The organism is Pedobacter sp. P26 (genome assembly GCF_050632135.1).
GTDB lineage: Bacteria > Bacteroidota > Bacteroidia > Sphingobacteriales > Sphingobacteriaceae > Pedobacter.
This window is the reverse complement of the sequence record NZ_CP192574.1, coordinates 3107383-3132165: the sequence shown is the minus strand read 5'-3', so window position 1 is coordinate 3132165 and position 24783 is coordinate 3107383. Positions and strand designations below refer to the sequence as shown.

Genomic DNA, 24783 nt, shown 5'->3' with positions numbered 1-24783 from the left:
ACTAAAATTTTTCCAAAAAACATATCAACTCTGTAATTTTAAATTTGTTTTTCCTATCTTAGTGTTTCCTATACACTAACAACTAACGAGCAAAGAATGGAACCAAACAGTGGATTGTACGATGCGCAATTTGAACACGATGCCTGCGGTATTGGGTTCGTTGCACATGTGAAAGGGCGAAAATCGCATCAAATCATCTCTGATGCACTTACTATTTTAGAGAATCTAGATCATAGAGGGGCATGTGGAGCAGAACCAAATACAGGCGATGGTGCAGGTATTATGATTCAGATTCCTCACGAATTTTTTTACGACGAATGCTTAAAAGCTGGCTTTAGCCTGCCTGAAACCAATAATTATGGTGTAGGTATGTTATTTATGCCAAAGGATATCAGATCGAGAGAAGAGTGCAGAGAATTGATTTACCGTGCCGCCGAAAAACTTGGCCTGGAAATTTTAGGTTTTAGAAAAGTTGATGTCGACACTACGGATATTGGCAATATGGCCCTTTCTGTTGAACCGGAAATTGAGCAGGTGTTTATTGCCCGTCCTTATGCAGTAGCACCAGGAGCAGATTTCGAGCGTAAACTTTATATTTTTAAAAATTACCTGATTAAACTGATCGTGAACACCGTTCACGGAGGTAAAGATTTTTATATCGTTTCGCTTTCTGCGCAAACCATTATCTATAAAGGTCAGCTCACTTCATTACAGGTACGTACCTATTTTACAGATCTGAGTGATAAGCGCATGGTTTCAGCTTTAGGCTTGGTCCACTCGCGTTTTGCAACCAATACCTTCCCTTCGTGGAGGTTGGCCCAACCATTCCGCTTTATTGCGCATAATGGTGAGATCAACACTTTGCAGGGAAATTTAAACTGGTTTAGGGCAGGTGTTAAATCTTTTGCTTCTGCTTATTTTACACCAGAAGAACTGGACATGTTACTGCCTGTAATTGACGAAACGAATTCAGATTCAGGCTGTTTAGATAATGTTATTGAATTATTACTTCACTCCGGAAGAACCCTGCCTCATGTATTAATGATGTTGGTGCCGGAGGCCTGGGATGGTAACGAAGATATGGACCCGGTAAAAAGGGCATTCTATGAGTTCCATGCTACTTTAATGGAGCCATGGGATGGACCTGCAGCGATTGCTTTTACTGACGGTAAATTAATCGGCGCTACTTTAGATCGTAACGGTCTTCGTCCTTCCCGTTATGCCATTACTTCAGATGACCGTGTAATTATGGGTTCTGAGGCTGGTGCGCTAGCCATCGATCAAAGTACAGTAATCGAAAAAGGCCGTTTAACGCCAGGCAAAATGTTCGTGGTGGATATGGAGCAGGGCAGAATTATCAGCGATAACGAAATTAAAGGAGAAGTTTGCGGCAAGAGCCCTTATGCCGATTGGATTAACCAATATCAGATCCGTTTGGAGGAATTACCGGAACCACGTGTAATGTTTACTGGCTTATCTACCGAATCTATATTTAAATACCAGCAGGTTTTTGGTTATAGCAGGGAAGATGTAGATCTTTTACTTAAACCAATGGCCATTGAAGGTAAAGAACCAATCGGTTCAATGGGTACCGATACACCATTGGCTATTTTATCAAAACGTCCACAACATTTATCTTCTTATTTCAAACAGTTATTTGCACAGGTAACCAATCCGCCAATAGACCCGATCCGCGAAAAGGTAGTGATGAGTTTGGCCAGTTTTATGGGTAGTAACGGTAATCTTTTAGAAGAAAATCCACTACAAGCACATTGCGTTGCCATTAAACATCCTATTTTAACCAACCAGGAATTAGAGAAGTTAAGAAGTATTGATACAGGTGTTTTCCAGGCGAAAACTTTACAAACCTATTTCAGAGCTGATGGCAAGCCTGGTGCTATGGCTAAAGCCTTAGACCGTTTGTGCCGTTATGCGGTCGATGCGGTTGAGGATGGTTTCCAGGTAATTGTATTAACTGACAGGGCTATTGATTCTGAGCATGCTGCAATGCCTTCTTTACTAGCCGTTTCTGCTGTACACCATCATTTAATCCGCAAAGGATACCGTGGGGCTGTAGGTATTGTAATAGAGGCTGGTGATATCTGGGAAGTACATCATTTCGCCACTTTATTGGGCTTTGGTGTTACCGCAATTAACCCTTACCTGGCTTTAGAAACCATTAGTGAATTTAAAGAAGAATCGGGCTTATCAACAGAGCAGCTTACCAAGAACTATATCTACGCTGTAAATAGCGGTTTACTTAAAATTTTCTCGAAAATGGGCATCTCAACCTTGCAGTCTTATCAAGGTGCACAGATTTTCGAGATTTTAGGTTTAAATAAACAAGTGGTAAATACTTATTTTACGGGTGCTGTTTCTCGTATTGGTGGCTTAGGCCTGGATGAAATTGCAAAAGAAACGTTAATTAAACATCACCGCAGTTTTGGCCCGCTAACACAAACCGAAAACTTGTTGCCAGCAGGTGGAACATATAAATTCCGCCGTAAAGGTGAAGCGCATTTGTTTAATCCGCAGACCATTCACTTATTACAGAATGCTACGCGTAAAAACGATTACAATATCTTCAAACAATACTCTAAGTTGGTGAATGAGCAAACGCAACAGGCTTATACCATCCGTGGATTGTTCGAATTTAACTATAGCCGTCCTTCAGTTCCTTTAAATGAGGTAGAATCAACCGAAGCAATTTTAAAAAGATTTGCAACAGGAGCAATGTCCTTCGGTTCCATTTCTCACGAGGCACACTCTACTTTGGCAATTGCCATGAACCGTATCGGCGGCAAAAGCAATACCGGAGAAGGTGGTGAAGATGAAATGCGTTATACTAAATTGCCAAATGGTGATAGCATGCGCTCAGCCATTAAACAAGTTGCTTCTGCACGTTTTGGTGTAACGAGTTATTATTTAACCAATGCTGATGAGTTACAGATTAAAATGGCTCAGGGTGCTAAACCGGGAGAAGGTGGTCAATTACCAGGACACAAAGTGGATGATTGGATTGCAAAAGTTCGTCACTCTACACCAGGGGTTGGTTTAATTTCACCTCCACCTCACCACGATATTTATTCGATCGAAGATTTGGCTCAGTTAATTTTCGATTTAAAAAATGCCAATCGTGCCGCAAGAATTAATGTTAAACTGGTTTCGAAAGCTGGTGTAGGTACCATTGCTGCAGGTGTGGCTAAAGCACATGCAGATGTGATTTTGGTATCTGGTTTTGATGGTGGAACCGGAGCATCTCCGCTTACGTCAATCCAACATGCAGGTTTACCTTGGGAACTTGGATTAGCAGAAGCGCACCAAACTTTGGTAAAAAATAAATTGCGTAACCGTATTGTGTTACAAACCGATGGACAGCTTAAAACAGGCAGAGATATCGCTATTGCTGCATTATTAGGTGCCGAAGAATGGGGTGTTGCTACAGCAGCATTGGTAACTTCGGGATGTATTATGATGCGTAAATGCCATTTAAATACTTGTCCGGTTGGCGTTGCAACACAGGATCCGGAATTAAGAAAATTATTTACCGGTGATGCAGATCATGTAGTGAACTTATTTTATTTCCTTGCGGAAGAATTACGTGAGATTATGGCTGAATTAGGTTTCAGAACCATCCACGAAATGATTGGCCAGGCTGATATCTTAAAAGTACGCGAACTGCCTGCTGAAGACTGGAAACTGAAACACCTTGATTTATCAGCTATCTTATATAAGGCAGAAGAAAATGGCTTGCCTTTATTTAATACGGAAGGCCAGGATCATGGTTTGGATCAGGTTTTAGATCATCAGTTAATTGCTGCAGCACAACCTGCTATTGACAATAATGAGCCTGTATTTGCCAGTTTCGAAGTTAAAAATACCGACCGTGCATTGGGCACCATGTTATCAAATGAAATATCTAAAGTCCATTTAGGTGCTGGTTTACCTCCCGATACGATCAACTTTAAATTTGTTGGTTCGGCCGGACAGAGTTTTGGTGCTTTCAATACCCGCGGGGTAACCTTGTCACTGGAAGGTGAGGCGAACGATTATGTGGGTAAAGGATTATCGGGTGCCAGATTGGCTATTTATCCTTTTTCTAATTCAACTTTTATCCCTGAACAAAATATCATTATTGGTAACGTAGCCCTTTATGGTGCAACTTCCGGTGAGTTATTTGCCCGTGGCAAAGCGGGTGAGCGTTTTGCTGTACGTAACTCTGGTGCAACAGCTGTTGTGGAAGGAGTAGGCGATCACGGGTGTGAATACATGACTGGTGGTGAAGTGCTGATTCTGGGTGATACCGGAAGCAATTTCGCCGCAGGTATGAGTGGTGGTGTAGCCTGGATTTATGATGCCAATGGCACTTTTGAACGCAAGTGCAATAAAGAAATGGTTGATTTAGATCCACTGCAAGCTGAAGATGAAGAACGCATTTTAGCTTTGCTTAAAGCGCATATTCGTCTGACTGATAGTAAAGTAGCTGAGTTTATCTTAAGCGACTGGAAAACACAATCTGCTCATTTCGTAAAAGTATTCCCTAAAGAATACAAAGCAGTTTTAAGCAAACGTAACCAACAAGTAAAAACACACTAGGCCATGGGAAAAGTAACAGGATTTCAAGAATACGATAGAGTTGCGCCCACTAGAGAAGAGGCTGCAACACGTGTAAAACATTACGGTGAATTTTTAAATAATTTACCTTCACAAGAATTAAACAATCAGGCTGCCCGTTGTATGGATTGCGGTGTACCTTTCTGCCAGTCAGGCTGCCCGCTGGGTAACGTGATACCAGAATTTAACGACGCTGTTTATCAGGGAAAATGGGAATTAGCTGCCAATATTTTATTAAGCACCAATAATTTTCCTGAATTTACTGGTAGAATTTGCCCTGCGCCATGCGAATCTGCATGTGTGTTAGGCATCAACCGTCCGCCGGTTTCAATTGAGGAAATTGAAAAACACATTATTGAAATAGCTTTCGAAAAAGGGTTTATCAAAGCAAAAGCACCATTAATCAGAACTGGTAAAAAAGTAGCTGTAATTGGTTCAGGTCCGGCAGGCTTAGCTGCTGCTGCTCAGTTAAATAAAGTTGGACATGAGGTTACGGTTTTCGAACGTGATGATGCTCCGGGTGGTTTACTGAGGTACGGTATTCCTGATTTCAAGCTACAGAAAAATGTAGTAGATCGCCGTATCGATTTGATGAAAGAAGAAGGGATTATTTTTAAATGTAATGCCAATGTGGGCGAGAATGTTGAGATAGGTACTTTGTTACGCGATTTTAACGCGATTGTACTGGCTGGTGGTTCAACTATTCCGCGCGATTTACCTATTGATGGCCGTTCGGCTAAAGGTGTGCACTTTGCAATGGATTTCCTGAAACAACAAAATAAACGTGTAGCGAGCAGAACTGTTGAAGCAGAAGATATTATGGCTACCGGTAAAAATGTAATCGTAATTGGTGGTGGCGATACGGGATCTGACTGTATTGGTACTTCAAACCGTCATGGGGCGAAATCAGTTACACAATTCGAGATTATGCCAATGCCACCACAGGCACGTAACGAGCACATGCCCTGGCCAAATTACCCAATGTTATTAAAAAATACTTCTTCTCACGAGGAAGGTGCACAACGGGCTTGGTCAGTTAATACCAAAAACTTTATTGCTGATGAGAAAGGAAACCTTAAGGCGCTAAAAGTAGTTGATGTGGAATGGGAAATTGATGCGAACGGGCGTCCGGTTACTTTTAAAGAAGTAGCTGGTACCGAGAGGGATCTTCCATGCGAACTGGTATTATTAGCAATGGGTTTCTTACATCCTCAAAAAGAAGGTTTAATTGAGAAATTAGGTATAGAGTTAGATAACCGCGGAAACGTAAAAGCATCTGAACATACTTACCAAACCAATATTGCAAAGATTTTTGCTGCAGGTGATGTTCGCCGTGGACAATCATTGGTGGTTTGGGCCATCTCAGAAGGTAGAGAAGCTGCCCGTAAGGTAGACGAATACTTAATGGGAACAACTAAACTGGCATCGAAAGATGCAGTTGCATACGCTTAGTAGGTTTTAAATTCTATATTTTTTGGGTCGTGGTGCAAACCACGACCTTTTTTGTTTTAGGCTATTGACAAATCTCGTAAATAAGTCGTCATCTCGACTGGAGTGCAACGTAATGGAGAGATCTTTGAACTAAGTTGAGAAAGATTTTCTTTCATCATATGCGCTATTTCCGCCACGGAAACACCGAGACCACGGAATGAATTAACCACAGATAAATGGGCTGAACACAGATTTATTAGTGTCGTAAGAAAAAATGTTCTTGGAAAGATTCTTCAACTTCGCTATTAATGACAGACTCCAATAGAGTGGTCGTCTTTCCCGCGCAGGCGGGAATCTTAAAGCGCTTGCATTACGATTCCCAATCAAGTTGGGAATGACGAACTGCCAAAACCTGTCATCCAACTTCTCTAGTCTTAGCGTCGCGCTAAGGCCTTCATAATTGGTAGTTATTTCGCCACGGAAACACCGAGACCACGGAATTAATTAACCACAGATAAAAAGGATAATTACAGATTTATTAATGTTGTAAGAAACATGGTTTTTGGAAAGATTCTTCAACTTCGTTTTTAATGACAGGCACTAAAAATCGGCGTCATCTCGACCGGAGCAACGCGTAGTGGAGAGATCTTTTAACTATGTTTAAAAGATCTCTCCACTGCGGTCGAGATGACGATTTATCCTAACCTGCATCCAACTCCTTTTTTTGCTAAAATCCTGATCTATAGATAAATAGATCCTTAAGTAAATTTACTGCGTAGCTTCCCGCTTTCTACAGGTTAGGATAACGAACATGCTAAAAAAGTAGACTAAAACAACTTCAACTGCTCATTTATTGGTGGCTTTTCTTTCCCAAAAACTGTTCTGCCACCGTATTTCCAGCTTTCAGCACGTTCTTTTTGAATTACCTTTTCAAAATCCATATTTGGAACAAAGTCTTTTTCTGCATTACGGGCAATTTGATGGAGCGATTTTATCGCTTGCTGTTTATCTGTATTTCCAATCTTCGCTTTTTCAATTGCTTTTTGCAAAACACTTATGGTCTCATCATAAACATTTACCGGAACAGGGAAGGGATGGCCATCTTTGCCACCATGTGCGAAAGAATAACGCGCAGGATCAGTAAACCGGGAAGGCGTACCGTAAATCACCTCACTCACTAAAGCCATAGATTGTAAGGTTCTCGGCCCCATACCTTCGAGTAATAACAATTCCTCAAAATCTCCCGGTTCTTTTTCCTGTGCCAGCCACAATATACTTCCTAAACGTTTTAAATCTACATCTTTAGATTTTACATCATGATGATCGGGGAGTACCAACTTTTGTATTTCACTAAGCATCCTCGTGGGAGATTCAGCTGTCATACTCATCATGCTTTGCCTTGCCTTACCAGCATCATTAGCCGTTAAGTTTAGGATCTGACCTTGATTAATGCCACAGATTCCCGTATGGGGTTCTTCTACAAAAGATTTTAAGTTTTCAGAATGCCAATGGTATCTTCTTGCTGTTGCGCTACTGTCGCTCATGCCTTGTTGCACTACTGCCCAATCGCCTTCGTTACTTAAAATAAAACTATGAAGGTACAGTTGAAAGCCATCCTGAATGGCAGTATTATCTACTTTTGCACTTAGTTTACTCGCCCGAACCAATGCTGTACCATTTAACCCTGTTTTATCCGCAATTTTTAGAAGTTCATTTGGTGTTTCTCTGCTGTGCTTTCCTTTGCCTCCACAGATGTAAATTCCCAATTCTTTTGATAATGGATTAATTGATTTCTTTAAAGCACCCATTACTGAAGTTGTAATTCCTGATGAATGCCAATCCATCCCCATTACCGCACCTAAACTCTGAAACCAAAAAGGACTGCTTAAACGACGTATTACTTCTGCTTTACCATATTCCATCAGGATGGCTTCCGTTATAGCTAGTCCAAGTGTGGCCATACGCTGCGCCAGCCACGGTGGTACATGGCCATAATGTAACGGTAAATCTGCGCTTCCTGATCTTTTCAATGCTAACAAAATTAGTAAAATACATTTAATAAAACTAATTTTGACATGGAAAGAGCGGAAATAAGCCAATTAAATGTATTACACTAATGAGATAACTATTTGATGTAATTAAATCTTTTGATATATATTTCAAGATGCACAAGCTTATATTCTCTTAAATGCCTTATATGGTTAAATTATTGCCGTGATAATTAGAAATATTATTTTTTTTAACCATACAATACATACGAGGTTCATTTAAGGGCTTAAGCATTAACAATTTGCTATTGCTTTAAGATTCCCAATCAAGTTGGGAATGACGTAACGACAAAAACGATTCATGATATTTTTTGTTATTTTGAAAAACAATAATCCTGGCGAATACTCATTTATACATGCGAAAATTCTTACAACGTTTACTCAGTGCCTGGATTATTCGGATGTCGAATAGATTTGGTTCAAGGCCCAACCGTAAACGTATCCATGAAGCTTTAAATAAACTTTATAAAACTATTAATACCAGCCCTGGGAAACGGGGACTTATTTTTGAAGTTACCGATACTGATAAATTCATCATTCTGTCAGATCAGCATAAAGGTGCCCGCGATTATGCTGACGATTTCACTTTAGCTGAAAAGAATTACCTGAAGGCACTTGAATATTACAACCTGCAGGATTTCCATTATATAAATCTGGGAGATAGCGAGGAGCTTTGGGAAAATTTACTCGAATCTGTAATTAAACACAATAAGGAAACGTTCGAAGCAGAGAAAGCCTTTATTTCAAAAAATCATTTCACAAAGATATTTGGCAACCATGATTTATATTGGGATAATGATCCTTTAGCAGGATTTAACCTCAATAGAATTTACGGAACTAAAATCCGTATTTACGAAGGAGCAATTTTACGGATGCGAGTGGGAAAAAGTAAACTTGATATTTTCCTGACCCACGGACATCAGGGAGACTTGCAAAGTGACGGAAACTGGTTTAGCAAATGGTTTGTAAGTACAATTTGGGCTCCATTGCAATCGTACCTTCAAATTAACCCGAATACGCCTGCATATAACAACCAACTTAAAACAGCACATAATGCATTGATGTACAGCTGGGCAGCTACAAAAAAGAACCTTGCTTTAATTACAGGACATACACATCAACCGGTTTTTGCTTCGTTAACACACCTGGAACGGATTTACGTAAACCTGAATAAAGCCAAAAAAGAAAAAAATGCTGAAGGTCTTGCTGTTTTAAATGCAGAGCTTCGTAAGCTGATAAAAGAAGGAGATAAAGCACCAAGCTTTGGCAAATATAAACCTGGTTACTTCAATAGCGGATGTTGTTGTTTTAGTGATGGCGATATGACTGGTATCGAAATTGAGAACGGCTTTATAAGATTAATAAAATGGTCGTATCATAGAAATGCTATTCCTGAAAGGATTTTACTCGAAGAAATGAAACTCAGCGAATTATTAGATTTAAACTTATTTAATGGGTAACGTTACGAAAAATGTTGTACCTGAATCTTTTCCTTCGCTTTCTACCCAAAGCTTTCCCTTATGTATATCCACTAAAGCATTTACGGTGATTAGACCCAAGCCATAAGTATTTTCATGATCTGTAGGTACAGCAGTTAATGTTGCAAATTTTAAGAAAATTTTATCAAGATCGTACTCTGTTAATCCAACACCATTGTCTTTTATGGCAATAGTTACTTCATTTTCTACGGTTTGATGTGATATTTTAGTTTCCTTTCCTTTTGGAGAAAATTTAATAGCATTATCAAGCAACTGGCTAAAAATGACCTTAAGTTTGTCAGCATCACCAAAAATTTCAAGCGGAGCTTCAATATCGATCAAAACGGTTTGATTTTTCTGTTTAAGCGCTAAATCCAAATTAAACTTTACTTCTTCAATTAATTCTTTTAGGTCAACTTTTGTTTTTTTGGCTTAAATGAATGGGCTTCCTTACGGGCGGAACTCAAAAGACCTTCCAGATTGTCGATCATTCTTTTAGATTGCGTATTGATCTTTTCCGCAATCAGGCTAGCTCTTTCATCAATGCCAGGAATCCGTCCTAATAACTCAGATTGAAGTGAAATGGTCGTCATCGGGTTTTTAAGATCATGAACAAGTACATGTAAACGATCATCATAAGCCCTTAAAGCCTTTCTGATCGCAATTCTGGATTCCAGTTTTTCTATTACCATATCAGCCAGTAATTTCAACATACTGAGTTGTTTTTCTGTAGCCGCTTTAGGTTGGTCGCCTGCAGCGTAAATCTGGCCAATATCAAATCCATCAGGTGTGATGAATGGTGCGCTAACATAAAAAACAGATTCATCAGGAAACGATGAACCGATCTGAGATTTTATGAATATTTTTTCGGAAGCCTGAAAACAGATACCTGCATGAGGGACCTCAAAAATAGCAGCGGCCAATTGCGTTAACTGATCAAAAGCATTTTCGGCAGGTGTATCCAGGATATCATAATAACTTAATTTTGCCAGATGCAAATTTTCATTTGAATGAGGGTTATTTTCTGCTTGATCGATATTCATTAAGGCCTTTTTAATTAGGATAGGAATGAAAAACTAAAGGTAAAGATTATGATAATAATGTAAACAATTAAGTCGTAAATTCCGTTAATATAATTTACAGTAAATAGTGCGGCAAAACGTAAAATTACTACCAAAAAAGCTTAAACGATGAGATTATACATAGAGCGTAAACCGGTTAAGGTTAATCCGGATACTAAAAGAGTTATTGCCCGTTTTTTTCAACGGAGAGGAGAGAGCATTAGAAGTAATTAGAAAGGTTTTAGAGTTTTCAGACGAAAAAGTGTTTTCACTGATTTCGCCCATTTTGCAGGAATATTCGAAAAGGCACCGAAACATCACGAAGATTTTAACACGTCACTGCAAAAAGTTAAAAAAGCAGTTTATTGCATTGGGTACCGAATTGGAAGATGTAGATGAATATACGAGATTGCTTATCGGAGCCTATTTTACACACGAATATTCCATTGAATCGGCTGCATTTTTTAACCCGAGTATTGTTGATGATCCTGATCAGACCGATCTGGTAGAAGGAGAAAAGCGGGTAATTATTAGCTTCAGGGCTGTAGGTGAGGGGCACATTTCTTCCATAGTTTTCCGCCGTGCTTTGATCGATAAAAACAATAATATCCAGGTTTTACCAGTAGGCAATTATGTTGATGAGGCTGAGGTAGTTAAAAATGCAATCTACGTTAAAAAACTCTTCCTTAAAAAAGCGGCTTATGCGCAGATCGATCCTTCTGTGCTCGAAGAAATTGAAGCAAAACTGGACGATAAATTTGAATACACCAGCTTAAGCAATATCATTAAGGATTCAAAAAGTCTGCATAAAGAAAATCCAACACGACTGATCGAATACGATAAAATACTTTGGCTATCAGATACTTATCATACCATAACTTTTTCAAAAGATACCGATATTTCTGATCGTGTAATTTTTCCTATATCTGAATTTGAGCGTAAAGGAATTGAAGATGCACGTTTTGTAAAATTTATTAAAGATGACGGAAAAGTGCTGTACTATGCCACATATACAGCTTTTGATGGTTCTTTAATTATTCCTAAGCTGGTACAAACAGAGGATTTTTATGAGTTTAAGGTAATTCCGCTTTATGGAGATGGTGCACAGAACAAAAACCTGGCGCTATTTCCAAGAAAAATTAAAGGAAAATATGTAATGATGAGCCGGATAGATGGCTGGAATAATTACCTGATGTTTTCGGACAAGGTTAATGTTTGGGAGAACCCAATACTGTTAAAACAACCTCGTTACGATTGGGAACTGGTACAGATCGGTAACTGTGGTTCTCCGATTGAAACGGAGAAAGGCTGGATTGTGATTACCCACGGCGTTGGCCCGATGCGTAGATATTGTATTGGTGTAAGTTTGTTGGATCTGGAAGATCCGAGTAAAGAAATTGGTCATTTAAAAGAGCCTTTAATTATCCCAAATAACGACGAACGCGAAGGTTATGTACCCAATGTGGTTTATTCATGCGGTTCGATCATCAGCAACGGTGAACTGATTATTCCTTATGGATTGTCTGATTACAGCTCTTCTTTCGCAACAGTAAATTTGGAGCTGCTGTTGAATAAATTATTGGAAAACAACGATAAATAATTAACGATATTTTCTCATTACAACTAGTGTGATGAATTTAACATCATTAAACCTCGCAGGTTTCTGAAACCTGCGAGGTTTTGATAGCATAGTTCTTTTCATTGATCAGTGAAGAGAATGGTGATTACAATCAATATTCAGGTCTTTAAGGATACAAACTGGGGCAGTTGTGAATCTAAAACCCGAAAAATCACCTACCAAATTTAAATAAACCTGATAGAACGGAAAGCCTGAAGCGAAGCATGAGCGAGGACTTGAAGAGATAGCAGGACTGCTGTAACCGAAGCGTACTAAACCCTGATTTTCAAAATAATATTAACCGCCTAAGTCATCTGAGTCCATTTAAGGATGATTTGGCTTTTTCCTGCAAAAAGAGGCTGTCGCATAAATATAGAATTGTCATCCTGAGGGATAATTTATTTAATAAAAATCAATATAAATGAAGTAACAGATTTCTTATGCCATACAGCTCAGTCTTGCCTCGGCTCGCCGCCGCCGAAGGGCTCTTACTTTTTGGTATCAAAAAGTAACAAAAAATGCCGGCTGAAAATTTATTCATTTGTTGTTTATAACTTTTAGCTGCATTCATGAGGGCTTCGCCGTTTTCTTTTGAAGCAAGTGTTATGGCTAGAACAGTGCAGCCCGAAAAATTTATTGGGCCGGTTTTAAGTAGAACGGTGATACGGTGCTATGGCCTAGCTATACGGAAATGCATGATACCGCAATCTACTCATTAATAGGTAATTATAAATAACGTCAATCATAGCTTGTCGAATGGTCCTGTTTTAGATGTCTTACAAGGCGTTTCGACAGGCTCAACGTGACAAATTCGATTGAATTACAATTTATGATACAGTCTCTTGTAGAAAAATATTTTTATCGTGGTCTGTGATCTAAAATCCTAAGAACCACCTACCAAATTTAAATAAACCTGATAGAACGGAAAGCCCGGAGCGAAGCATGAGTGAGGACTTGAAGAGATAGCAGGACAGCTGTAACTCGAAGCGTGCCAAACCCTGATTTTCAAAATAATCCATTTAGGATGATCTGGCTTATTTATAAAAAAAGCTGGCTCATTTCTGAACCAGCCTTAATATTTATTTCCAAGACAAATTAATCTTAGCTACATTTATCTGCCTCTACTAAGGGGGAAGACAAGGTTTCATATTCTGCTTCTGCTGCTTTAAGGATGGCCAGGTGCGAGACAAAGTAAGCCAGCGTACTTTCGGCACCTTGATTTCTGTTGACGCTGTTAAATTGTAAGCCATCTGCACAGCCATGTGTTTCAAAATCGTACAATGGAATATGTAAGCTGTTTTTCCCTAAAAACCACTCATAGCTGATATGCATTAAACTTAAATACTTTTCATCTTTAGTTACTTCGAAGGTTTTAGCATAGAGTAAAACCATTGCCATCGTTTCTATAGCCTGTTGGTCATATATAGGATTTTTACCGTGTTTTTTCATCCATCCGGCATTGCCAACAGGATTTAGGTATCCGTTTTCGAAAGAAAAGCTATTTAAAAATTCAACACTTTCTATGGCAATTTTATAAGATGCAGTATTCCCGGTAACTTCATAATGATGAAGCAAGGCCAAAGGAAGTATTGCATTATCATAAGTAAGAATATCTTCAAACCAATGCCAATCGCCATCTTTATTGTCTTTATATGATGCCATTAATGAATTGGCCAGCAAATTGATTTCTTTTGTAATTAACTCATCGCCAGGATGGGCACACAGGTAATAGGATAGACCAATAATGGTATTTGCTTTTCCACGGAGGTATTTTAATTCTTTGAAATGTGGAATAGAGTGCGAAAATAATTCCCTGCCGAATTCACGGTAAGAATTGTTGGGTGCGCTGCAAACTAAATAGCCCAATGCCCAGATGGTTCGGCCGAAAGAATCTTCTGAGCCTATTTCATCCAAATAATTGCGGTTAAAACTCAGGAAATTCCTGAAATTCCCATCATCCGTTTGCATATATTGAATAAAACTAAGATAAACAGGCATCAATTTTAAAGCTTTAGGATTTTTATCCTGCTCTATAGCCATTAAAGCCATAATTAGAGCTCTGGCATTGTCATCAATACAATAGCCTTCCTTCAAATTTGGAATACCAAAACGGGCATGCTGAATGATTCCGGTATCATCTGTCAACAATGAAATATGGTTTAAATTAAGCGCTGGCATACCTTCAACATCAATAATAGGAGGAGTAATCCTTTCTGGTTTTTTTCCTGCAGCCAAAGCCTCATCTAATACGCTAAGATAAACACTTCCAATCGCCGGCCAACGAAGATTTAATCCATATTTATAAGCATTTTTCCTCAGCTTCTGATATTTATCTTGATCACTTAATAGCTCGTTTACAATGGTTGCCAATTGTACATCATTCTTAAAATCAAACAATTTGCCTCTGTTATCGGCTAAAAGTTCCTGCGCATGCCAATATGGGGTAGAAACTACTGCTGCACCAGCACCTACCGCATAAGATAGTGTACCACTGGTAATTTGTGCTTCATTTAAATAAGGTGTAATGTATAAATAACAGGCGGTTAAATATTGATGCAATTCTTCCTCAGATACAAATTTATTGACGAATGCAATATTATTTTCTACGCCCAAATCTTTCGCCAGTGCTTTTAAACTATCACGATATTCTTCACCGTTATGTTTTACCACACCGGGATGGGTATTGCCCAAAATCACATACAAAACATCAGGATGTTGTGCTACGATGTTGGGTAAAGCTTTAATCACCGTTTCTAAACCTTTATTCCTGCTAATTAAACCAAAAGTAAAAAGCACTTTTCGATTTTTAAACAGTTCACTTTGTGCAATTTCGTTATTTGGTATAGGTTCCAGATCCGGAACACCATGCTCTATTAATTTAATAGAAGCCTTAGGAATCTGGTAAATACTGGTTAAAAATAAGACTGCTTTTTTGCTCATCACCACTATTTTAGATGATTTAACTGCAATTTCTTTAATAATGGTCTGCTGCATAAAATTCGGTTCTTTTAAAACCGTATGCAAAATGGTAATGAATGGTTTTTTTAATCTGTTAATTAAAGACAATAAGAATACACCGCTATTGCCGCCATATATACCAAATTCATGCTCAATGATACAGCTGTCTACATCACTGTTATTGATAAAATCTGCTGCATCAATATAATCTTTTTGATTTTGTTGACGAATAACAAATTTTACTTCGTTTGGGTAATCGTGTTCATTAACATCATCCGATTCATTTAAGGCAACAACAAAACTTTTTTGCGGATTGTAAGCTGGATTTAAACTTAATGCATTAACCAAATTCTGATTAAAAGTTGCTAAACCACATTCGCGCGGAGGATAGGTTGAAATATAGGCGATTTTCATAATGTATTTCAAATAGGGTTGATACTTAAATAACATTACATTATCCAAATAGTTTGTGATTTCGTCAATTTACGCTTAATAAACCCAAAACAATCTGTTTTAGGTGCTTGTTAGTAAGTAAATATTAAGCTATGAGATCAATATGGAAAGGTTCGATTGGGTTTGGTTTGGTAAATATCCCGATTAAGTTGTTTTCAGGAGTCCAGAACAGTAATCTTGATTTAGATATGCTCGATGAACGCGATCATGCAAAGATTAAATTCCTTAGAGTAAATGAAAATACACATAAAGAAGTTCCTTATGAGAAAATAGTTAAAGGCTATTTTTTAAAAGACAGGTACATCGTTTTAGATAAGCACGATTTTGAAGAGGCTGCACCTGAAAAAACTAAAATTATAGAATTAGAGAATTTTGTTGATATAAAAGAGATAAATCCTATTTATTACGAAACTTCTTATTATACCGAGCCTGAAAAGCAGGGCAAAAAAGCTTATAGTTTGTTGTTAAAAGCATTGCAAAAATCTGGTAAAGCTGGCGTGGCCAGATTTGTTCTCAGGAATACAGAAAATCTCTGTGTTATTCATCCCATGGAAAACGTAATTGTAATCACAAAAATCAGATTCGAACAGGAAATCAGAAGCTTATCTGAGCTTAATAAGGTTGATGATATTACCATCACCAAAAAAGAAATGGATGTGGGATTAGCTTTGATCAAACAATATAGCTCAAAATTCGATTTGAGTACATTTAAAGATGATTACAGTACCGAATTATTGAAAATTATTAAAGCAAAAGCTAAAGGAAAACGAGCTACTGTGAAGAAGATGAAACCTCGAAAAGCTTCCAGTGATGATTTGTATGATCAACTGATGCAGAGCTTAGGTTCGAAGAAAGGAGCGTAGTTAAGTTGGGCGTTTTGCAAACGCTTACGCCAAGCGCTAAACAAAATCTTTCTGGAGCTAAACCTTATGTTTTGCTCCAGAAAGATTTAACTATTTAAAAGCAGCTTTCAATTGATCTGCGGCATAAGCCTGGGCAGCTTTCGCTTCAGGCACAAGTAGCGCCATCCCAAAAAATTCGTGTGTTACTCCTTCATAATTTTTACTGTTAACTTTTACCCCGGCAGCGCTCAGTTTTTCGGCTAGTATTACTCCATCATCATGTAAGGGATCTATTTCAGCCGTGATAATAGTTGTTGGCGGAAGTCCTTTTAAATTGGCATTAACCAATGATATTTTAGGGTCTTGCGCTTCGATCATGCTATTAAGGTATTTTTCGGTAAACCAGCTCATCATCGCTTTATTTAACGGCTTTGCATTTTCATACATTTTATACGATTTTGTATTCATATCTGCCTGAGCAATAGGATAGATCAAAACCTCGTGTACAGGAAGCATGATATGTTTGTTTCTGGCCATAATAGATACATTTGCCGCTAAATTCCCGCCTGCACTTTCACCAACCACTGCAATTTTTGCTGGATCAGCTTTTAAGTCAACTGCATTTTTTATAGCCCATTCATAGGCTGTAAAAGCGTCGTTATGTGCTGTGGGAAATTTGTTTTCGGGTGCTAAGCGGTAAGCTACAGAAACCACAATTGCATTAACCTGTTCAGCCAAAGCCTGGGCAGATGCATTATAAACATCTAAATTAGCGATAACAAAACCGCCACCATGATAATAAACAATGAGCGGATACGGTCCATTTCCTTTTTTAGGGGTGTAAACGCGCAAATGAATTTTACCATCATTAGCATCAATATCCTTACCCGTTGTATCTACCTTAGGTGCAGGGACAACAATATTATTTTGTTTGATTAAATCCATTACCGCGTCTGTGGGTGTATGATTCTTACGCGCATCAGTAGCACTTAAAGTTTCTAAAGGCTTATCCCCATAACTGTTTAATTTTTCTATTACGACCTGCATTTCCGGTTTTATTGTTTTTCCCCATTCCGGTGCTGGTCCTGCAGGTTTTAGTGCCGCATTCAGAGTAGAGTCAGCTATAGTTGAGTCTGTCGCTGCAGTGGTTTTAGTTTCACCTGTGCAGGCTGAAAGCAAAACAGCCATTCCACAAACAAAGGTGAAAGGTTTTAACAAGTTGGTTTTCATAGAATTGGTTTTATTTTTTAACTATTGTTCTATAACAGGATCGGTAAGACAAGTGTTTTTATTATTATACAACTTTTCAGAATTTACATAAATGGCAAACTTCTTATCGAATTAAAGTGTTGTTAAATAAAAGAAAAAGTATGCTAACAGAAATAACAGGGCTTCCAGATCATATTTTTGGCGTAAGAGCTACCGGAGAAGTTACAAGCGATGATATTAAGAGCGTTCTATTAACGGGTTTAAAAAGAACGGCCGACCGGTTTAAGGAAATCAGGTATTTGCTTGTTTTGGAAACTGATGTGAAGAATTTTACTGCTGGTGCCTGGGTACAAGACGTCAAAGCAGGTTTACAGAATTTTAACAAATGGAAAAAATTGCAGTAGTAAGCGCTGAAAAAGGAGTTGAGTGGTTTACTGATGTTTTCACCCTCGCTACACCAGGTAAATCAAAAGGCTTTAAACCCGAAGAAATAGAAGAGGCAAAGGCATGGCTGAATGCTGAAGATTAACAATTATAAAAGATGAAAAATTCTAAAACATCGGCAGAAAGTAGCAAGGCTACGGCACCGAAAAATACAAAAGCTAAAGGCGCTGATGATAAAGTTACATCAGCAAAAGATGCAAAGAAAGTAGATGTAACTAAAGACAAGGCAGTTAAAGAGAAAAACCAGTAATAAGAGACAGAGAATACTAATATGAAGATTGATGCCGGTAATATTGACCATTTTTATGATAAGGCCTATGATTGGATAATTGATAAAGGGCCATCTGTAATTTTAGGTATTGTGTTGCTTATTTTAGGCTTGTGGTTGATTAAGTTACTGGGAAAATGGATGCAGGGTGGTATGCACCGCAAAGATATAAATCCTTCATTACGCCCATTTTTAACCAGTTTAATACTCATTAGCTTAAGAATTTTACTCGTACTTACTGTAATGCAGATTATTGGCATTCAGCTTACTTTTTTAACAGTTTTGATAGGTGGTATTGGAGTTGCAGCTGGCTTAGCACTATCCGGTACGCTGCAAAATTTTGCCAGTGGTGTATTGATTTTACTATTAAAACCTTTTGTTGTGGGTGATAATATTATTGCACAAAGCCAGGAAGGAACGGTATCTTCAATCCAGATATTCTATACCATAGTTAAAACCTTTGACAATAGAACTGTAGTTATTCCCAATAGTAAATTATCGAACGAAGTGATTATCAATATCAGCAGAGAGGGTATTAGAAGATTGGATATTGAAATAAAATTTAGTTATGGGATAGACTATGATAAAGTGGTTTCCATTTTCAATAAAACAGTCGATGAATTTAGTTCTTGTTTAAAAACACCAGAACGGAGAATAGGCGTATCTGCTTTAGAAGATAGTGGTTTCAGAGCAAATATAAATGTTTGGGTCAATGCACACGGATTTACAGATACTAAACTCTCTTTTCTGGAAGTGTTAATGAAAAACCTAAAACTTGGAGGAATAAAATTGCCAGGTATGGCTGAATAAAAACTATTTCCTCAGCAAAGCATAAATCTTGTCCATCAACTCGTCGATGTTAAAAGGTTTGGCCATAAAATCATCTGCTTCTATACCATCTAATGTATAGTTGTTCGCATTATAACGGGCAGAAATCATTAATACGGGAATATGCATGGTAGACTCTGTCTCTTTAAGTTCTTTTAAAAGTACCCTTCCATCAACGTCAGGGAGCATAATATCCATAATTATTACATCTGGATTAAACTCCTGAACATGGTTAATAAAATCAGCACCTTTGTTCAGTCCATCAACATTAAAAGCTTCGCTTTCTAAAATAAGTGTAATAACATCAAGGATTGCATGGTTATCTTCAATAACTAAAATATTTTTCTTTGCCAAAGTTTGAATGATTTTTTTAAATTCAAACAAATATATAATAAAAAACAAATCTCAAATCCGAATTTATCAAATTAGAGACATTCTAAAATATACCCTTTATATTTGTTGATTCGTTAAATTAAATTTGCTGCAATAAAATACGTATGACTAAATTTTCTGTAGACCTAACCAATTGTGATAAAGAACCCATTCATATCCCGGGCAAAATTCAATCACATGGTTTTCTGGTAGCTGTTGACAAGAACAGCTCAACCATTACCTATATCAGTGAAAATACAGGAGATTTTTTACAAGAACAAGCCAGAAGCTTATTAAATAAACCACTGTCAGATTTAAATCACTCTATTAAACAACAAGACGCTGCGTTTAATATTGAAGATTTACTGAAACTGGGTATTATACGCAAAAGTTTCGATGCCATTAGCCCGCACCCCATCGAAATTAACGGACATCCGTTTTATCTCATTATTTCTTCATCAAAAAACGACTGGTTACTAGAATTTGAACCTGTTACGCTGCAATTCGACATTCAAAGTTCAATTGGCCGTTCAGCTTCATCCATGCTTCAGGGAAAAACATTTCCGCCTTATTGAAGGGGGCGGCCAAAGAAGTAAAAAAGGCTGATCAATTACGACCGTATTATGATCTACAAATTTTTGGAAGATGGCCACGGCGAAGTTGTTGCAGAAGAAAAAGAAGAAACATTAGAAGCTTTTTTTGGCCTGCATTATCCGGCATCAGATATCCCGAAGCAAGCCAGAGAACTTTATAAACTTAATTTAACGAGGCTAATTGCAGACGTAAACATAGCCGATTCAAAAATTATTACATTTAAAGAAAATGAAGCACTTGATTTAACCAATGGAGGCTTAAGAGCAGTATCTCCCATACATATTCAATATTTAAAGAATATGGGTGTTCACTCCAGTTTTAGTATATCCTTAATTTCTCATGGAGAGCTTTGGGGTTTAATTGCATGCCATAATTATAGTCCGAAATTTATTGATTATAAAGCGAGAGAAGGTGCAAAGCTAATCGGACAAATTCTTTCCTCTGCATTGGAATATCGCCAGGAAGAAGAAGACGCAAAAATTATTGAGCAATTTAAAAGTACCGCAAACATTCTTTCAGAGCATTTAACACGTGATAAGTATTTAATTGAGGCGATAACTACGCATAAACGTACTATTTTAAATGTTACCAAAGCGTCAGGTGTGGCCGTCATTTTCGAAAAATGAACTCAAAACTATTGGAAATGTACCATTGGAAGAAGATATAAGAGCACTTTCAGCATGGTTGAAAACGGCCAATGATGAGTCGATATTCTATACCCATCGATTATCTGAAATCTATTCTCCCGCTAAAAAATATAAATCTGTAGCTTCCGGTATTCTTTCCTGTATTATCAATAGGGAAATGGGTGAAATGGTGATTTGGTTTAAACCCGAAATGATTACCAACGTAAATTGGGCAGGAAATCCTGAAAAATCTGTAGTTCCATCAGAAAATGGTTTAATGAGCCTGTCTCCGCGTAAATCTTTCGAAATCTGGTCGGAGGTAGTGAACAACACGTCTGAAAAATGGATGGCTGAAGAAGTTGACTCTGTGTTAAGGATACGAGAAATTATCATTGCCGATATTAATAAAAAGGCGAATGAAATTAGATTACTTAATGAGAAATTGCAGGCAGCTTACGAAGAACTGGATACGTTTAGTTACACCGTATCACATGATTTAAGAACCCCTCTTACCTCGATTAAAACTTACGCAGAGCTGATGCTTAAAAACAAGAGCATAGATGATGGAGGTAAAAAAATGTTAAGCAGGATTTTAGCCGGCGCTGATAAAATGAACTCATTGATTAAGGAGATTTTAAATTTAGCAAGAGTCGGCCGTTCTGAGGTTAATTTTGAAACAGTCAACATAGAATCTTTGATAAAAGATATCAAAAGCGAGGTGTGGTCGGCCTATAAAGCAGATCATTCAGTGTTAATTTTAGGCCAACTCCCTAACATCAAAGGTGATAAAACCATGATTACGCAGGTTTTTACAAATTTAATTGGAAATGCTGTTAAATACTCTGCCATGGTTAATGAACCCAAAATCGAGGTTTCTTCGTATATAGACGGAGGAGAGATTATCTATTCAGTTAAAGACAATGGTATAGGAATTGATAACCGGTATTATGACAGAGTTTTTGAACTTTTTAAACGTATGGATAATGTGAAGGAGATTGAAGGATCAGGAGTGGGACTTGCTATTGTAAAAAGGGTTGTAGAAAAACATCATGGCAGAGTTTGGTTTGAGAGTAAGTTGAATGTAGGATCGACCTTTTTTGTAGCTTTTAAAAACAGATAAATGAAAACACCAGATATATTTTATGTTGAGGATGATATAGATTATGCATTTTTTATGCAAAGTGCTGTACAGGAAGTTAAGGATACACTGAATTTAACAATAGTTGAAGATGGGGTAGAAGCATTGAAAAAACTTCAAAATTTTGCTGAAAATAAAACTAAGCCGAAATTAATTTTACTCGATTTGAATTTACCAGGCCTGTCTGGTTTGGATTTATTAAAATTTATACGGGATATTCCTTATCTGAAAACCATACCCGTAATCTTGTTTTCAACATCTGATAATCCGGACGATGTAAAAGCCTCAATAGAATTTGGCGCCAATGCCTACCTTACCAAACCTGACGGTTACGAAAACTTAGTTAAATGTGTACATTCCGTACACGACTTTTGGTTTAACCAACATTTAAGGTTAAATTAAAATTGAATAAACAACATAGATAGATTCGGACATTAAGTCCGAATCTTTTTTATTTAGTAATAAACTCCCAAATATGATTTCCAATTTATTGAGAACTGAAACTGCACAAAATCATAAAACCTTAGAATCCTTGATGTTCGTTAATGAGATTATGAACAATTCGTTAAGTACAGATCAGTATAAAAAGCTATTAACTATTAATTATATTATTCACCAAAAATTAGAGAATACACTTGCAAATAGCCTGGACGCCGCTATTGCTGAGCAATTGGGGATGAAAGAACGATTGAAGCTAAATGCTTTAACGCAAGACTTAAATTACTGGAATATCAGTAGCTTAACCTTACCAGGATTAAATTTTGAATTATTTGTGCCGGAAATAAATACGGCAGAAGTTTTAGGCGCATTATATGTGCTAGAAGGGGCAACATTGGGGGGTAACGTAATAAAAAGGCATATTCTTGCCAATCCGAATTTTAAAAACCACGAAGATGGCCTAAATTATTATGGTGTTTACGGTGAGGAGCTTAGCACAAAATGGAAAATATTTGTTTCTGTAATCAATCAGCATATCTCTGAAGCGGATTATGAACGATGTGTAAATAGTGCCAACTTAACCTTCAATAACCTGATCAAGCTCTCTGAACAATTGGCATAAGTGATAATATTTTATCTACGAATTGTGAAAAATGGGGCTGCAATAAGTTCCAGGGCATTTTTTTGATTCTGAAAATGTGCAAAACTTATTGTAAATAAATATTTGCTTTCTGTTGTTAATTCAAGGTAAATATGTATTATTGAAAAAAATAAATTTTTTAAACCTTAAAAACATCAATTAGCGATGGAAAAATTCTCAAAAGTTAAAGCTGCTGTTGCTGCTATTGAAGCAGATGTAGAAAAATTTTATAATGCTGGCAATGCAGCTGCTGGTACTCGTGTGCGTAAAGCAATGCAAGATCTTAAAGTTTTAGCACAAGAAATCCGTGCAGAAGTAACTGACAAGAAAAACTCTGGAAAATAATATTTCGCGAGTATGAAACAAAAAGGGTTCTGGTATGCCAGGCCCCTTTTTGCGTTTATAGCATTTGTTATACTTAAGAAGTTTAACCGTAATATGTGCGTCAGAATTCGTAAGTCTCACAGGTTCGCACATCGTCACCTTGAACTTGTTTCAGGGTCTTAATGAGCTTACCATATAGATGCTGCAATAAATCCGATAGCTACCGGATCAGCATGAAGCCCACAAATTAATAACACCTATAAAAAGATAAAGCTCCCCATCGCGGAGAGCATCTATCCAACTAACAAAACATATTTTTTAACGGGCGATAAGCCTTACTTACATTTATCCTTTTTTAACCAATTTATATTCGATAACCGGTTTACCTCTTTCACCACCGTCGCCAGAAATGTAACTATTGAATTTCAGTTTATAATAATTACCTGCAGCATCTTTAATAATATAACAAAGATCACTTTTAACTGCACCGCCTGTACCTGCCTGGCTAGGCGAAGTTCTCCAGCTTGTTCCAATCACATCTTTTGCAGATAGAAAAGTAATACCAGCTAAATCAGCCTCTGTAAACGTTGAATAAGCGTCTTTTTTAGATACCATTGCTGCACTTACGCCGCCTAAGTTATTAATAGAAATAAAATCCTGAACCCAATAAGGCGACCCTAAACCAGAGTTAAACGTACTATAACTCCATGAAATATCCCATGCACTTTTTGCTGGTTCGGCCTGAACAATTTTATTGTTTTCTAATGAAACAAAAACCAGATTATAATCGGCACTTTTAGGCACATCCATAGTTTTTATTACAGTTTCATTTAGCCGGGCATATTGAATTTTATAACCAGAACCGTTACGGGTAACTTTTAATTTAAACCACTTGTCTTTATCCTTATTTCCTTCATAGCTTAATAAATAAACTTTATTATCTGCTTCGGTAGCACTTACTTCAGCAAAAGCTGTTTTAGTGACATTTCCATCCCAATAATCAACTAATGATACAGTAAGCGGATCCATGATGTCGTGATTTAAATTAACGTTTGTTCCAGGATCTGCCAGTGTAACAGCTGTAATATCGGTTTTTGAGGTAGCCGTTGCGGTAGTTTGATAGGAGGAGTTAAGTACAACTCTGAATTTACCATCAGAAGTTAACCCGATATTGAAGCTTTTTCTCTCTGCAGAAGTCTGTTTATTTGCGCTAAAATCTACATAAACGATATTTGTATAGTTTGATTCTGCTGTTTTGCCACTAAGTGTTAACGTACTTCCATCAGAAGGTGGAGCAATAAAAATGGGTTCATCGGTATCTTTTTTACAAGCTGTAAATGTTATTGCTAAAAAAGCCACAGCGATCATTGAGTTAAGTTTATTCATCTTGTTTTAATTA

19 protein-coding genes and 2 pseudogenes are annotated in these 24783 nt (G+C 37.4%); 14 read left to right on the top strand and 7 right to left on the bottom strand.

What is annotated here, in order from left to right; translation table 11 throughout:
* Positions 1–96 precede the first annotated feature (96 nt).
* Together gltB and ACQ86H_RS14645 are read left to right on the top strand one after the other, a co-directional pair.
* Positions 97–4596 (top strand): glutamate synthase large subunit, encoded by a 4500-nt coding sequence (gene gltB / locus ACQ86H_RS14650; protein ID WP_138821121.1) that lies wholly within the window; start codon positions 97–99, stop codon positions 4594–4596.
* Positions 4597–4599: 3 nt separating this feature from the next.
* Positions 4600–6066 carry a glutamate synthase subunit beta gene (locus ACQ86H_RS14645; protein ID WP_431295308.1) on the top strand — a complete coding sequence of 489 codons (1467 nt, stop codon included), beginning with the start codon at positions 4600–4602 and terminating at the stop codon, positions 6064–6066.
* A gap of 806 nt (positions 6067–6872) precedes the next feature.
* Here ACQ86H_RS14645 and ACQ86H_RS14640 read toward each other — a convergent pair.
* Entirely contained in the window at positions 6873–8075 is a 1203-nt protein-coding gene (locus ACQ86H_RS14640) for a DUF763 domain-containing protein (RefSeq protein WP_431295307.1), read from the bottom strand.
* Between the two features lie 374 nt (positions 8076–8449).
* On the opposite strand from ACQ86H_RS14640, the gene ACQ86H_RS14635 reads away from it, so the two are divergent.
* A complete protein-coding gene (locus ACQ86H_RS14635; RefSeq protein ID WP_431295306.1) occupies positions 8450–9553 on the top strand; it encodes a metallophosphoesterase in 1104 nt (367 codons plus the stop codon).
* Here the strand turns inward: ACQ86H_RS14635 and ACQ86H_RS14630 are convergent.
* Together ACQ86H_RS14630 and ACQ86H_RS14625 are read right to left on the bottom strand one after the other, a co-directional pair.
* Positions 9539–9913, bottom strand: a complete 375-nt coding sequence (locus tag ACQ86H_RS14630) for a sensor histidine kinase (protein WP_431295305.1) — start codon at positions 9911–9913, stop codon at positions 9539–9541. The two genes, ACQ86H_RS14635 and ACQ86H_RS14630, sit on opposite strands and share 15 nt — an antisense overlap.
* Before the next feature lie 65 nt (positions 9914–9978).
* Positions 9979–10614 carry a histidine kinase dimerization/phospho-acceptor domain-containing protein gene (locus ACQ86H_RS14625; protein ID WP_431295304.1) on the bottom strand — a complete coding sequence of 212 codons (636 nt, stop codon included), beginning with the start codon at positions 10612–10614 and terminating at the stop codon, positions 9979–9981.
* A 147-nt stretch (positions 10615–10761) separates the two neighbouring features.
* On the opposite strand from ACQ86H_RS14625, the pseudogene ACQ86H_RS14620 reads away from it, so the two are divergent.
* Positions 10762–12232, top strand: a pseudogene (locus ACQ86H_RS14620) (glycoside hydrolase family 130 protein).
* Between the two features lie 1119 nt (positions 12233–13351).
* On the opposite strand, the gene ACQ86H_RS14615 reads toward ACQ86H_RS14620, so the two are convergent.
* On the bottom strand, positions 13352–15622 hold the full coding sequence (locus ACQ86H_RS14615; protein WP_138821127.1) for a glycosyltransferase family 4 protein: 2271 nt from the start codon (positions 15620–15622) through the stop codon (positions 13352–13354).
* A gap of 131 nt (positions 15623–15753) precedes the next feature.
* Between ACQ86H_RS14615 and ACQ86H_RS14610 the strand changes: the two genes are divergently transcribed.
* Entirely contained in the window at positions 15754–16524 is a 771-nt protein-coding gene (locus ACQ86H_RS14610; protein ID WP_431295303.1) for a Ku protein, read from the top strand.
* Between the two features lie 90 nt (positions 16525–16614).
* On the opposite strand, the gene ACQ86H_RS14605 is transcribed toward ACQ86H_RS14610, so the two are convergent.
* A complete protein-coding gene (locus ACQ86H_RS14605; protein WP_431295302.1) occupies positions 16615–17733 on the bottom strand; it encodes an alpha/beta hydrolase in 1119 nt (372 codons plus the stop codon).
* Between the two features lie 140 nt (positions 17734–17873).
* On the opposite strand from ACQ86H_RS14605, the pseudogene ACQ86H_RS14600 reads away from it, so the two are divergent.
* The 3 genes and pseudogenes from ACQ86H_RS14600 (at position 17874) to ACQ86H_RS14590 (ending at position 19234) form a co-directional block, all read left to right on the top strand.
* Positions 17874–18241 (top strand): annotated as a pseudogene (locus tag ACQ86H_RS14600) (STAS/SEC14 domain-containing protein).
* A 12-nt stretch (positions 18242–18253) separates the two neighbouring features.
* Positions 18254–18406 (top strand): hypothetical protein, encoded by a 153-nt coding sequence (locus tag ACQ86H_RS14595; protein ID WP_168202418.1) that lies wholly within the window; start codon positions 18254–18256, stop codon positions 18404–18406.
* A 21-nt stretch (positions 18407–18427) separates the two neighbouring features.
* Positions 18428–19234, top strand: a complete 807-nt coding sequence (locus ACQ86H_RS14590) for a mechanosensitive ion channel family protein (RefSeq protein WP_138821131.1) — start codon at positions 18428–18430, stop codon at positions 19232–19234.
* 3 nt (positions 19235–19237) lie between these two features.
* On the opposite strand, the gene ACQ86H_RS14585 is transcribed toward ACQ86H_RS14590, so the two are convergent.
* Positions 19238–19606 carry a response regulator transcription factor gene (locus ACQ86H_RS14585; protein ID WP_138821132.1) on the bottom strand — a complete coding sequence of 123 codons (369 nt, stop codon included), beginning with the start codon at positions 19604–19606 and terminating at the stop codon, positions 19238–19240.
* 143 nt (positions 19607–19749) lie between these two features.
* On the opposite strand from ACQ86H_RS14585, the gene ACQ86H_RS14580 reads away from it, so the two are divergent.
* From ACQ86H_RS14580 to ACQ86H_RS14555, 6 genes are all read left to right on the top strand, one after another.
* The gene (locus ACQ86H_RS14580; RefSeq protein WP_431295301.1) at positions 19750–20199 is read left to right on the top strand and encodes a hypothetical protein; all 450 of its coding nucleotides are present in this window, start codon (positions 19750–19752) and stop codon (positions 20197–20199) included.
* 48 nt (positions 20200–20247) lie between these two features.
* Positions 20248–20844: a GAF domain-containing protein gene (locus ACQ86H_RS14575; protein ID WP_431295300.1), complete on the top strand. Its 597-nt coding sequence runs from the start codon at positions 20248–20250 to the stop codon at positions 20842–20844.
* Positions 20801–21964 (top strand): ATP-binding protein, encoded by a 1164-nt coding sequence (locus tag ACQ86H_RS14570; protein ID WP_431295299.1) that lies wholly within the window; start codon positions 20801–20803, stop codon positions 21962–21964. The genes ACQ86H_RS14575 and ACQ86H_RS14570 overlap by 44 nt, the downstream gene beginning before the upstream one ends.
* Complete coding sequence (locus ACQ86H_RS14565) at positions 21965–22384, top strand: response regulator (protein ID WP_138821134.1); 420 nt, start codon at positions 21965–21967, stop codon at positions 22382–22384.
* 73 nt (positions 22385–22457) lie between these two features.
* On the top strand, positions 22458–23042 hold the full coding sequence (locus tag ACQ86H_RS14560; protein WP_138821135.1) for a biliverdin-producing heme oxygenase: 585 nt from the start codon (positions 22458–22460) through the stop codon (positions 23040–23042).
* Positions 23043–23225: 183 nt separating this feature from the next.
* Positions 23226–23405 carry a hypothetical protein gene (locus tag ACQ86H_RS14555; RefSeq protein ID WP_010602585.1) on the top strand — a complete coding sequence of 60 codons (180 nt, stop codon included), beginning with the start codon at positions 23226–23228 and terminating at the stop codon, positions 23403–23405.
* Between the two features lie 324 nt (positions 23406–23729).
* Here ACQ86H_RS14555 and ACQ86H_RS14550 read toward each other — a convergent pair whose 3' ends face one another.
* Complete coding sequence (locus tag ACQ86H_RS14550) at positions 23730–24770, bottom strand: HmuY family protein (RefSeq protein WP_138821136.1); 1041 nt, start codon at positions 24768–24770, stop codon at positions 23730–23732.
* Between the last annotated feature and the right edge of the window lie 13 nt (positions 24771–24783).